Source organism: Chryseobacterium sp. TB1-D10, from assembly GCF_059803555.1.
The window spans coordinates 247109-259420 of sequence record NZ_JAPFHB010000008.1; the positions used below are offsets into that span (position 1 = coordinate 247109).

The 12312-nt window shown below is 36.4% G+C and carries 13 protein-coding genes; 5 read left to right on the forward strand and 8 right to left on the reverse strand.

The annotated features are described in order from the left end of the window. Positions 1 to 26: 26 nt before the first annotated feature. Together OPU68_RS12915 and lptB are read right to left on the reverse strand one after the other, a co-directional pair. Entirely contained in the window at positions 27 to 506 is a 480-nt protein-coding gene (locus OPU68_RS12915) for a DinB family protein (protein ID WP_498474397.1), read from the reverse strand. Between the two features lie 177 nt (positions 507 to 683). Beyond that, positions 684 to 1412 (reverse strand): LPS export ABC transporter ATP-binding protein, encoded by a 729-nt coding sequence (lptB, locus tag OPU68_RS12920; protein ID WP_034969887.1) that lies wholly within the window; start codon positions 1410 to 1412, stop codon positions 684 to 686. 334 nt (positions 1413 to 1746) lie between these two features. On the opposite strand from lptB, the gene OPU68_RS12925 reads away from it, so the two are divergent. Next, positions 1747 to 2517: a TrmH family RNA methyltransferase gene (locus OPU68_RS12925; RefSeq protein ID WP_498474398.1), complete on the forward strand. Its 771-nt coding sequence runs from the start codon at positions 1747 to 1749 to the stop codon at positions 2515 to 2517. Between the two features lie 50 nt (positions 2518 to 2567). On the opposite strand, the gene OPU68_RS12930 is transcribed toward OPU68_RS12925, so the two are convergent. Next, entirely contained in the window at positions 2568 to 2798 is a 231-nt protein-coding gene (locus tag OPU68_RS12930) for a hypothetical protein (protein WP_498474399.1), read from the reverse strand. Between the two features lie 165 nt (positions 2799 to 2963). Between OPU68_RS12930 and OPU68_RS12935 the strand changes: the two genes are divergently transcribed. Together OPU68_RS12935 and OPU68_RS12940 are read left to right on the forward strand one after the other, a co-directional pair. After that, on the forward strand, positions 2964 to 4040 hold the full coding sequence (locus OPU68_RS12935) for a hypothetical protein (RefSeq protein WP_498474400.1): 1077 nt from the start codon (positions 2964 to 2966) through the stop codon (positions 4038 to 4040). Then, positions 4024 to 4620, forward strand: a complete 597-nt coding sequence (locus tag OPU68_RS12940) for a hypothetical protein (protein ID WP_498474401.1) — start codon at positions 4024 to 4026, stop codon at positions 4618 to 4620. The genes OPU68_RS12935 and OPU68_RS12940 overlap by 17 nt, the downstream gene beginning before the upstream one ends. Before the next feature lie 32 nt (positions 4621 to 4652). On the opposite strand, the gene OPU68_RS12945 is transcribed toward OPU68_RS12940, so the two are convergent. From OPU68_RS12945 to trhO, 3 genes are all read right to left on the reverse strand, one after another. Next, on the reverse strand, positions 4653 to 4889 hold the full coding sequence (locus OPU68_RS12945) for a hypothetical protein (protein ID WP_498474402.1): 237 nt from the start codon (positions 4887 to 4889) through the stop codon (positions 4653 to 4655). Between the two features lie 163 nt (positions 4890 to 5052). Next, positions 5053 to 5625, reverse strand: a complete 573-nt coding sequence (locus OPU68_RS12950) for a 5-formyltetrahydrofolate cyclo-ligase (RefSeq protein WP_498474403.1) — start codon at positions 5623 to 5625, stop codon at positions 5053 to 5055. Between the two features lie 7 nt (positions 5626 to 5632). Continuing rightward, positions 5633 to 6976, reverse strand: a complete 1344-nt coding sequence (trhO, locus tag OPU68_RS12955) for an oxygen-dependent tRNA uridine(34) hydroxylase TrhO (protein ID WP_498474404.1) — start codon at positions 6974 to 6976, stop codon at positions 5633 to 5635. A 718-nt stretch (positions 6977 to 7694) separates the two neighbouring features. On the opposite strand from trhO, the gene OPU68_RS12960 reads away from it, so the two are divergent. After that, positions 7695 to 9833: a S9 family peptidase gene (locus OPU68_RS12960; protein WP_498474405.1), complete on the forward strand. Its 2139-nt coding sequence runs from the start codon at positions 7695 to 7697 to the stop codon at positions 9831 to 9833. 74 nt (positions 9834 to 9907) lie between these two features. Here the strand turns inward: OPU68_RS12960 and OPU68_RS12965 are convergent, their stop codons facing one another. Further along, a complete protein-coding gene (locus OPU68_RS12965; protein WP_498474406.1) occupies positions 9908 to 10210 on the reverse strand; it encodes a type II toxin-antitoxin system RelE/ParE family toxin in 303 nt (100 codons plus the stop codon). Continuing rightward, complete coding sequence (locus tag OPU68_RS12970; RefSeq protein ID WP_498474407.1) at positions 10200 to 10448, reverse strand: DUF2281 domain-containing protein; 249 nt, start codon at positions 10446 to 10448, stop codon at positions 10200 to 10202. The genes OPU68_RS12965 and OPU68_RS12970 overlap by 11 nt, the downstream gene beginning before the upstream one ends. A gap of 82 nt (positions 10449 to 10530) precedes the next feature. On the opposite strand from OPU68_RS12970, the gene OPU68_RS12975 reads away from it, so the two are divergent. Further along, on the forward strand, positions 10531 to 12207 hold the full coding sequence (locus OPU68_RS12975) for a peptide MFS transporter (RefSeq protein WP_498474408.1): 1677 nt from the start codon (positions 10531 to 10533) through the stop codon (positions 12205 to 12207). Positions 12208 to 12312: the final 105 nt, after the last annotated feature.

The window sequence follows — 12312 nt, forward strand, 5'->3', positions numbered from 1 at the left end:
GATTACCATTAATCACTTCCCAAAATCTATCTTTCTCTTTCCCAGAAAAAAGGAGGCTCGATTCCCAAAGCTCTCAGGTAAACGTAACCTTGACCGCGGTGATGAATCTCATTATCAACGAAATACAAAATATTCTGATAAACCGGAAATTCATACTGTCCAAACAAATTGAAACTTTCCTGAAAACGCTCCTCAGAAATCTGACTGAAATATTCATTGATAACTTCTGTTTGCTCATCCCATTTCTGCAAAATTTCTTGTTTTGTAGTTGGATTGAAAGCTTCATCGAATTCGCTAATTGTTCCGTCAACAATTGATTTCAAAGCTGGTCCGGCGATTGCCAAAAGTTCAAGTGTCAATTTCGAAAATGGTCTCATTCCGCCAATTGAAAACTCGAACAAATCTTTTTCAGGAAAAGCTTCTATTACTCTTCTGGTCAGATTTCTGTGGCCTTGCCAGTGGATTAAAAGTTGTTGTGAGTTGAGGACTGTGGCTGTTGCATTCATAATAGTTTGTTTTATTTGATACAAATTTACAGCGGGGTTGTGACAGTAGTTTGTCAGGAGGAATTTCACATTTATCGCAAAGGCGAAAAAAAATTATAATTGTAGAAAAAAGAAAGTCGCAAAGTCTTCATTTGCGACTTTAATAATAGTTTTAAAAAATCTTCTGCCTGTTAAGACCTATATCTTCTCAAACCTAAAATTCTCCCCAAGATAAGCCTGTCTCACTTCCGGGTCATTCGCCAAATCCTCAGGAATTCCCTCTTTCAGGATTTTCCCTTCGAACATAATATACGTTTTGTTGGTAATCGCCAAAGTCTGCTGAACGTTGTGGTCGGTAATCAAAATCCCTATATTTTTCTCAACCAGAGACCTCACAATCTTCTGAATATCTTCCACCGCAATCGGGTCAACACCCGCAAAAGGCTCATCCAAAAGAATAAAATTCGGACTTGTTGCCAGACAACGCGCAATTTCCGTACGACGCCTTTCACCTCCGGAAAGCAAATCGCCACGGTTTTTACGAACGTGTTCCAGGTGGAATTCCTCAATCAATTCATCGCATTTTTTCTGCTGTTCCTTTTTGGAAAGCTTCGTCAATTGCAACACGCCAAGAATATTATCCTCTACAGACAACTTCCGGAAAACCGATGCTTCCTGCGCCAAATAGCCGATTCCCTTTTGCGCACGTTTGTACATTGCGTCCTGCGTAATATTTTGATTATCAAGAAAAACGTTCCCTAAAGTCGGTTTCACCAATCCAACAATCATATAAAACGACGTTGTTTTTCCCGCACCATTTGGTCCCAAAAGTCCGACGATTTCGCCTTGCTGAACTTCCAATGACACGCCTTTCACCACCTTTTTCGGTCCGTATTCTTTGATTAAATTTTCTCCTCGTAAAATCATAAAACAAAGATATATATTTTTTGCTGGAAGTAGGAAGATGGAAGCTCATCTCAATGCTATTTAACACACAACGAGAAATTTCGCCATCCAAACTCAGTTTACGACAAGCATTTGGGCGTGCCCCTCGCCAGCGCAATGGCCACCGCTCGGGTCGGGCTTTCCGTTACAAGTCCTCACTCGTTGTATCGCTCCGGGCTTTCCACTTAAATCCTTCACGCGCTTCGCCTCGATTAAACATTCAACTTTTAACGACGGACATGTTACATTGTACTTTTTACATTATACATTTCAAATTGTACTTTATACATTGTACATTTGTAAAAAATTTCCAAAAATGCTGATAGAAAGCCTTCAAAACGAAAAAATTAAAAGACTGACCAGACTTCTAACCAAAAATCAGGAAAGAAGAAAAGCCAGCGTTTTCATCGTGGAAGGTCAGCAGGAAAACGAGCGCGCCTTGGAATTTGGGAATCTGCCAGAAGAATATTATATCTGTGAAAACATCTTCAAAGGGAAATTGCCTACAACAAAAATCCATTACGTTTCGGAAAAACTGTACGAGAAGATTGCTTATCGAGGTACAACAGAAGGAATTATTGGTATTTACAAATTGGAATCAAGAACTTTAGAAGATTTCAAACCTAAAAAAGATTCAGCAATCATCATTTTAGAAAGTGTAGAAAAACCAGGAAATCTTGGTGCCATCTTAAGAAGTTGCGAAGCTTTCGGCATCAATGCTTTAATTGTGACCGACCCAAAAACAGATTTTTACAATCCAAATGTCATCCGCTCAAGCGTTGGCTGTCTTTTTGGAATGAATATTTTTCAAGCATCCAATGATGAAACTTTGGAATTTCTGAAAATCAATGACTATCAGATTTTCACTACTTTTATGAGTGAAGACGCAAAGCATATTCAGGAAAAGAATCTGAAAAGTAAATCAGCAGTTTTATTCGGAACAGAACACTCCGGGCTGAGTGATTTCTGGAAACAAAAAGGAGAAAATGTTTTGATTCCAATGGCAGGAACTATTGATTCTCTTAATCTCAGCAATGCTGCAGCGATAACTTGCTATGAAATACTGAGACAGAAATTAGAGAAATAAAAAAACCGTCTCTAAAAAGAAACGGTTTAAAATTCTTAACTTGGTTAAGATTATTTTTTAGCAGCAGCAGAATCAACTTTAGCAGCAGCTCCTTCTACTTTAGCAGCAGCAGAATCAACTTTTACAGCAGCAGAATCAACATTAGCAGCAGCAGAATCAACTGTCAAAGCAGCAGAATCAACAACAGCAGAATCAGCAGAAGCAGTATCTACAGTTTCAGTTTTTTTACAAGCTACAAGAGCAAAAGCAGCGATAGCAGCTACGAATAATGACTTTTTCATAATAATAAAATTTAAATTGTTAGTTAATAGATGTTCTCGTTTGAACGGGACAAAATTACACCCACAAATAAATCTTGTATTTGAAAATTAATTGTAATATATTTGTAAAACACGATTTACAAATAAGAATAACTGTAAATCAATTAATTAAGCATATTTATAATTTTGAGCGAGATAGAATTTTTATATTTCCAATCCTTAAAAAAGGCGGTTCAGGATAAATATCTTGAGTCGCATTCTCCATCCTTTGATGATATTTCGAAATGGAAAGGTATTGATATTATTTATTTTCAGGAAGATCTGAGGCAAAAAGCGAAAGGAAATATCAGCGAAAAAACTTTTTATACCTATTTCAAGAACAATGCACAGGAGAAAATTCCAAGAATTGATATGTTAAATATCCTTTCCGTGTATATTGGCTACAATTCCTGGTCAGAATTCAGAAAGAAAAACCCATTAGTTGAAGACAAGAAAACGACTGAAGTACCACCAGCAATCGTTGAACAGGAGAACAGTACGGTAAAAAAAGAAGATCCAATAGAGATTCCACAGCCAGAACTTCCTGTTGAGAAGCCTACTACTGAGGAAATCATTTACAAAGCCAATGCTGACAATAAAAATCAGATTTTTTTGAAAAAGTATTTATGGCTGGGGATTTCGGTTTTATTGTTTGCAATCGTCCTTGTATTGGTGTTTTATGATAATTTATTTTATAAAAAATACACTTATGCTTTTACAGACGCAGACAGAAACTCATCTATAAAAGGAGAATTGGATGTAAAAATCATTCGTGATAATGAATCTCCTATTCTCTTCAAAGTAAAACCCAACTCACCTTTTGTTTATGAAACGAAGAGCAAGAAATTGAAAATGATCATTTCTTCTCCTTTTTATAAAACAGATGAAGTGACGAGAGATCTTACAAATGCACCGGAATCAGAAAACATAGAACTGAAACCGAATGATTATGCAATTCAGTTATTTTACTATTCCAAATCGATAAAAGATTTCAAGAAGAAAACGGAACAACTCAATCGACTGATTAGCGACAAAGCATTAATTTATCAAGTTGTTGACAGCGATATTTATGGAATAGAAACAATGAATAAGCAAAAATACATTTCGCTGGTTACGCTTCCCACGACTTCCCTCGAGAACCTGGAAGTAATTGATTCACAGATGGAAAATGGAAAAATTGTAATGATAAAATTCAGAATCACAGAAGATGAAAAATCAAAATAAATTTTACTGTTGGATAGCAGCTCTATCCATAATTACAACAGGAATTATTTCCTGTAACAAAAAGTACGATGGAGAAGATAATTCTCTGGAGACGATAAGAAATGCCAATAACAGAGTAACGTACACAAAATCGAGTCTTGATAGTTTACAGGCGATCAATGTAATCACTTCTCAAAAAATTCAGGATCTATTGGATCTTTCAACACTCTATACATCTGGAAATAAGGATACAGAAATCGATTCGGTTATTTACACACAGATGCAGGCACACTTTATGACCAAAGATTCTAACAATCTTAAACCTTTGTTGAAAGAAATGGATAGTCTGAAAGTAAGATTTGCCAAAGTGAACAATTTAAAAACTTCAAAATCTGTGGTGCAACAAGATACTTTAGACTTTGCCAATTTTGATGTAGAATATTATGACAAGAAAAAAACATACATCACAACAGTTAATCGGAATGCACAATATATGCTGAAAGCTTCTCCGGTAAAGTTTCAGAAAGAATTCAAATTCTACTTTAATAATTTTTATAAAAAAGAATCTGATACTACTAAAACAACAAAACCCGCTAATTAGCGGGTTTTGTATTAATTAAATCTGGGATTTAATTATTTTTTGATTTCTTCTTTAGTAGCTTTCTCGTCAGCTTTTACTTCAGCTTTAGCAGAATCAGCAGTAGCTTTTACAGAATCAACAGTTGCATCTGCAGTAGAATCGATTGCAGCAACAGTAGAATCAGCAGTAGCGTCAACAGAATCAACAGCAGCAGTTTCAACTTTGTCAGCTTTGTTACAAGCTACTAGAGAGATAGCAGCGATAGCAGCTACGAATAATGACTTTTTCATGTTCTAAAAATTTAAATTAATTATTATTATATTATTGTTGTCTTAATTATCGAGTTATAATTACAAGACAAAATTAGCACCGTCTGACAAAAATCATTAAAAAATAACTTGTAATAACCTTGTAAAAGTAATTTACAAAATAATACATATGATTATCAATTATTTAATTAAAATAAAATATTTCAGTTGGAGTAATCAATACATCTAATTGAAAATCTTTTTTATAAACATCTGCAATAATTTCATTCGGTTCAAAGAAATTCAATCCGATTTTTTTTTCAATATTAACATTCGCAGAAAAGAATTGGTCATAAAAACCTTTTCCGTATCCTACACGATTCCCTAAGTTGTCACAATAAAGCAAAGGCGTCAAAACATAGTCCAGATCTACGTTTGAAGCAATATTAGAAATTGGTTCTTTGATTCCCCACCTGTTAATTGCAAATTCTGAATAATGGAAAATCTCAATAGAAATGATCTTTTTACCTTGAATTTTCGGAACAAAAACTCTGATTTTATTTTCAAAAAAATAATCGATGAAAAACTGAGTATTCACTTCATTAAATTTTTCAATTGACAAAAAAGTATTAATCTTTTGATTTTCAATAGGATTAAATTGTAAAATGAATTTTTCAAGCAGTTTTTGAGACAAAAAATTGACCTCATCTTGCGATAAGGCCATTCTTTTTGCCTTATAAAGTTTTCTAAGTTCGCTTTTTGTGAGACTTAAATCCATCTTTATTTTATAAGATTTTATACAATTTGTCCGACAATCTAACTCTGAACGGAAGCTCAAAAGTAATTTGGTCACCAGCTTTTGCAGTTTCAACCGAATTTCCATCAACAACCATTTCTTTAATAACAACCTCTTGTTCTCCAGTCGTTGGTCCGGAAATCAAAATTTTATCACCACCAGAAAGTTCATTTGACAATAAAAACTGAGCAATTTTTGACTTAGTATAATAATGTTCCGCCTTTCCAATCAGGGTTTTCTTCACTTTTATCTTCTGTCGAATATCTTTTGCCTTAGCCAAAGGTTTATCTGTCAAATCACCCGAATTTTTAAACTTTAAAGCTTCAGATTTCCCTTTTCGGAACACTTTATTCCCAACCTGAAGTCCTTTTCTCAACGCCAATTGCTCTTCTACTGGCAAATGAATAATTTCCAGACATTCCGAAGAACAAGTATTTTCCATCACAGTTTTACAATCATCACATTGGATAAACAACAAATGACAAGCATCATTCGCACAATTCGTGTGATTATCACAAGGTTTTCCGCACTGGTGGCATTGCGCAATGATATCATCCGTAATTCTTTCGCCTAATCTGTGGTCAAACACAAAATTCTTCCCAACAAACTTACTTTCAACACCTTCTTCCTTTACCTGACGGGCATATTCAATAATTCCGCCTTCCAGTTGGTAAACGTTTTTAAAACCTTGATGTTTAAAGTAAGCACTCGCTTTTTCACAACGGATTCCGCCAGTACAATACATTAAAAGATTTTTGTCTTCTTTGAAATCCTGCAATTGCTCATTGATAATCGGCAAACTTTCACGGAAATTCTCAACGTCTGGTGTAATGGCACCTTCAAAATGACCCACTTCACTTTCGTAATGGTTTCTGAAATCTACGACAATCGTATCTGGATTCGCCAACATCTCATTGAATTCCTGAGCTTTCAGGTGGATGCCTTTGTTAGTGACATCAAAAGTCTCGTCATTCAAACCATCGGCAACGATTTTATTTCTGACTTTGATGGTTAGCTTTAAAAATGAGTGATTATCCTGCTCTACAGCGACATTCAGGCGGATGCCTTTCATAAAATCATAGACTTCCAGCGTCTCACGAAAGGCTTCAAATTGATCTGCGGGAACACTCATCTGAGCGTTGATTCCTTCGTGCGCCACATAGATACGGCCGAGCGCATCCAAGGCGTTCCAGGCTATAAAAAGGTCATCGCGAAATTTCTTTGGGTTTTCGATTTTGGCGTACGCATAGAAAGACAATGTAAGGCGGTCCTTACCAGCTTCATCGATTAGTTGAGCTCTTTCTTCTGCGCTTAAGGTGTTGTACAGTTGCATGCTATAAACGGTTTAAGTGAGAATATTACTGGCGCAAAGATAGGGATTTTTGGTTGATAGCTGTAGGTTGATAGTTATCAGGAATTCATCAGGCTACCAAAAGGGTTAATTAAACAATCAAAGATCTTGAGTAAGTAAACAAAGGTCTTAAGTAGACTGTCAAATGACTTGAGTAAACAATCAAAGATGTTGAGTAGACTGTCAAAGGTCTTAAGTAGATTGTCAAATGAATTGAGTAGACAATCAAAGCAGTTAAGTAGACTATCAAAGGTTTTGAGTAAGTAATCAGAGGACTAAAGTAGACTGTCAGAAGACTTAAGTAAGCAATCAGAGGACTTAAGTAGATAAAAGGAAGACTTAAATAGACTGTTACAAGACTTAAGTAAACTATTACAAGACTTAAATAGACTGTTACAAGACTTAAGCAGACTGTTACAAGACTTAAGTAGACTGTTACAAGACTTAAATTGACTGTTACAAGACTAATGTAGATTATTACAGAACGAATGTAGATTGTTACAAGAGTTTAGTAGACTAATACAGGTGTTGAGTAGATCCTTACAATGCTTAGGTACATTGTTACAGGAGTTAAATTGACTGTAATAGATAACATTAGATGGACTCTTCTTAAACCCATTAATCTTTATTATATTTACGTCATTAAAATCTTAAAAATGAAACCGCAAGGTTCGTGAATTCCTTAAATAAATAAAAAATTATGAACAAAAAAGTTCTCTTATCTGTTGTTATGATGACGGCAGTTTTCTCACAAAACACTTTTGCTCAGGAAATTACACTCGATAAAATCTACTCCGGCTACTACCGCGGAAAAGGGATTGCAGGCATCGCGTCCCTGAATGATGGTGAAAACTATGCTACGATTGAAAAAGATGGTATCGCCAAATATAATTATAAAACGTCTCAGAAGTCCGGCAACATCGTGGATGGAAGTTTTGAATCTTATATTTTTTCTGCTGATGAGTCTAAGATTCTCCTGCAAAAAGGAAGTGAGCCGATTTACAGACATTCATTTTTAGGGAAATTTGATGTGAAGGATTTGAAATCGAATAAGGTGACTTCTCTTAATAATGGCAATTACATTCAGGAGCCTAAATTCTCTCCTGATGGCAGCAAAGTGGCTTTCATTGTGGATAATAATTTGTTTTATCAGGATCTGGCTTCAGGGAAAATCACGCAAATCACGAATGACGGGAAGAAGAATTCCATCATCAATGGTCTTGGAGATTGGGTTTATGAGGAGGAATTTGGCCACGCGGATTATTACCAATGGAACAAAGCGGGTGACGCAATCGTTTTCGTGAGATTCGATGAGTCGAAAGTTCCGGAAATCTATATTCCAATCTATGGTAAATCGCTCTATCCAACGGAGATGCGCTACAAATATCCGAAAGCAGGTGAAACGAACTCGACGGTGACGGCGAATCTTTATCAATTGAATTCGGCAAAAATAACCGCTTTGAATTTGGGAAGTTTTGAGAATTATTACATTCCGCAACTTTGGCAGACGAACGGCAAAGACGAAATTGTGCTGGCCACCAGCAACAGACATCACAGTCACGTAGATCTTTTGAAAGTGGACACCAAATCCGGCAATGTAACCAAGCTACTGACGGAAACTGATAATGCGTGGATAGAAACCGACAATCTGACTTTGGAATTTTTGGATGACAACTCGTTCCTTTGGGCTTCGGAGCGTGATGGTTACAGACAACTGTATTGGTACGACCAAGCAGGAAAATTGAAAAAACAAGTCGCGAAAGGCAACTGGGAAATCACCGATTACTACGGTTATAACCCAAAAACTAAAGAGGCTTACATCCAAACGACAGAGAAAGGCAGTTTGAACAAGGTGGTTTCTAAGCTGAACATCAACTCCGGAAAAACAACGTTGATTTCTTATCCTGAAGGGAATAACTCGGCGAGTTTCAGTAAGTCTTTTAATTATTTTATCAACACCAATTCGACTGCGGGAACGCCTAATAAATATGTGCTGAAAGATGCTTCCGGAAAGGAAATCAAGGAACTTCAGAATAATAATGAGTTGCTTTCTAAACTTCAGAAGGACAACTTCGTGACGAAGGAATTCATCACTATTCCAAATGCGGTTGGCGACCAACTGAACGCGTGGATTATCAAGCCAAAAAACTTTGACCCGAATAAAAAATATCCATTATTTATGTTCCAATATTCCGGTCCGGGTTCTCAGCAGGTTTCTAATTCTTGGGACGGCGGCAACGGGATTTGGTTCGAAATGCTGGCTCAAAAAGGTTACGTCGTCGCTTGTGTAGACGGCCGTGGAACCGGTTTCAAAGGTTCGAAATTCAAGAAAGTCATTTATAAGCAACTCGGGAAATACGAGACCGAAGACCAAATTACTGCTGCGCAATGGTTCGGAAATCAGTCTTATATTGACAAATCGAGAATCGGAATCTTCGGATGGAGTTTTGGTGGTTATATGAGTTCACTAGCTCTGACGAAAGGTGCGGACGTTTTCAAACTGGGAATTGCTGTGGCGCCGGTGACGAACTGGAGATATTATGACAGTGTTTATACGGAGAAATTCCTTCAAACACCGCAAGAAAATCCTGAAGGTTATGACCAGAATTCACCGACGACTTTTGCTAAATTATTGAAAGGAAAATTCCTTTTGATTCACGGAACGGCTGATGACAACGTGCATTTCCAAAACTCGATGGAGCTTTCCGAGGCTTTGATTCAAAACAAAAAACAGTTTGAGTTTATGGCTTATCCGGATAAAAATCACGGGATTTATGGTGGGAACACCAGACCTCAGCTTTATGAGAAGATGACGAATTTTATTTTGGAGAATTTGTAAAAGGCTGGAAGTCGGAAGACCGAAGCTGGAAGATAAAAAAATCCGCAGAAGATGTTTTCTTTTGCGGATTTTTTTTATAATTTAGTTTTCCAAATTTTAGGATTTCGTGATGAGTGATAAACACCAATAATAAAGATTGAACGATTTGAATCAAAATATTGATAATGAATTCCAAATGGAAAACTTTTCAGATAACAAATTCTGCAGTCATTATATTTAATTTCCTTTGACAAAGGATTTCGCCCCAGAAATTTAATCTCATTTTCAAACTCTTCAAAAAATCTATCGACTAATTTCCTATTTATTTTCTTATACCAATCTTTGATTTCCTTCAAGTCTGTTTTTACAAAAGGAGAAAAATCAATTCTACTTTTCATCCTTCAACGTTGCAATATAATCACTCATTTCAGATTCTGAAACGATGCTTGTTGGATTTTCCGAAATATACTTTAACCTTTTATTGGTTTCCTCAATTTGCCAATCTGGAATTTCATTGTGATTATCAATTGATGAATATTTAAATTTCAAAAAATCCATAAAATCATTCACTTCATCGTACAAATCCTCGGGAAGTGTTTTGATATTTTCTTCTAAATGTTTTATTGTGATTGCCATTTTGACTACTTTTTATCAAAGTTATTAAAATTTTTTTATTCATTTTAAAATTCTATTTTTACGACGCAAGAAAATAAACTGTATGAAAACTAAACATCCTAAAGGCCTACCCTATCTATTTTTCACAGAAATGTGGGAACGTTTTGGTTATTATTTGATTTTAGGGATTTTTGTCCTTTATGTCATAGAACCGAACGGTGACAAAGGCGGACTTGGATTGCCAGATAAAATGGCGGACGATGTTTTCGGAACTTACATTGCCTTGACTTACTTGACGCCTTTTCTTGGTGGATTTTTGGCGGAAAGACTTTTTGGCTACATCAAATCGATTTACCTCGGCGGGATTTTGATGGCTGCTGGCTATATTGGATTGGGACTTTTCAAAGAGTTGCCATTATTCTATGGTTCATTAGGATTAATTATCATCGGAAACGGGTTTTTCAAACCCACGATTTCTACAATTCTGGGTAATCTTTACTCTGAAGAACCTTATAAAAAAAATAAAGATACAGGCTACAATATTTTCTATATGGGAATCAATATTGGGGCGTTTATCTGCAACATTATTGCGGCGTATATGCGAAACCGATTTGGATGGGGCGAGGCATTCATCGCAGCAGGTGTTGGGATGTTGATTGGCTTGGTGATTTTCAGTTTCGGGTTAAAACATATCCGTCACGCTTGTGAAATGAAAGCGGCGAAAGAAGGCGACAGCAAGATTTCTGACGTTCTACTGAAAGTCTTTTTACCGGCGTTGGTTGTTGGTGCAATCGGTTGGATAATTCCAGGAAATATCTTTGGAAGTGATAGTACAGATGCGTTTATTTTCGCTTGTGTCCCTGTAATTTTCTTTTATATTTCACTTTACGTCAAGGCTCATAAAGATGAGAAAAGATCGATCGGGGCTTTGCTTATGATATTTTTGGTCTGTATGTTTTTCTGGGCGATTTTCAAACAGAACGGAACAGCTTTGACACGTTGGGCAAATTACTACACAGATAGGAGTATTCCTGGAAAATTAGTGGAACCAATGCGTGGTATTTATATGCTAGACGGAAAAGACGGAACAACTGGAAAATCTTTTGAAGACAGAGAAGTTGCAGTTTATGATGACCAATTCCGTTCTCAGAAAAATGAAGCTGGTGAGACAATCAAAGTTTCTGGAAAAGATGTTTACTTTAAAAATATTAATCCAGAAGAACGCGCTCAGTTAGCTACAAATCCCAAGCAGGAAGTTTACCTTTTCAATACAGAACTTTTCCAATCTGTAAATCCATTTTGGGTAATTGTCCTTACGCCGGTGATTGTCGGATTCTGGGCATTATTCCGAAAGCGTGGAAAAGAACCGACGACGCCAACGAAAATTATGATTGGTCTTTTCATCACCGCTTTGTCCTGTCTTGTGATGGTGGGCGCCGTGTTTGCCGGACAAAATGGCGCTGTGAAAGTGTCTCCACTTTGGCTGGTTGCCAGTTATGGCGTTGTGACGATTGGTGAACTTTGTCTTTCCCCGATGGGATTATCTGTGGTTTCAAAATTGTCGCCTGCGAGATTGACAGCCTTGATGATGGGTGGATTCTTCCTCGCCAACTCTGTTGGAAACAAGCTTTCCGGAATCCTTGCAAGCACTTGGTACAATTATGACAATAAGGAATATTACTTCCTTGTGAATTTTGCCTTGTTGATTTTTGCTTTTGTTTTAGGAATTTTTATGTTGAAATTTTTGAATAAAGTGATGAAGGAGAATGGTGTGGATTAATTAATATCTAAACATCGCATTGTCGCAGCCCGACTTGATTTCTATGGACAAACCAAATTATTTTGGTAGTTTTTTTCATAATGTCTGCCCGAATTGATGACCGCA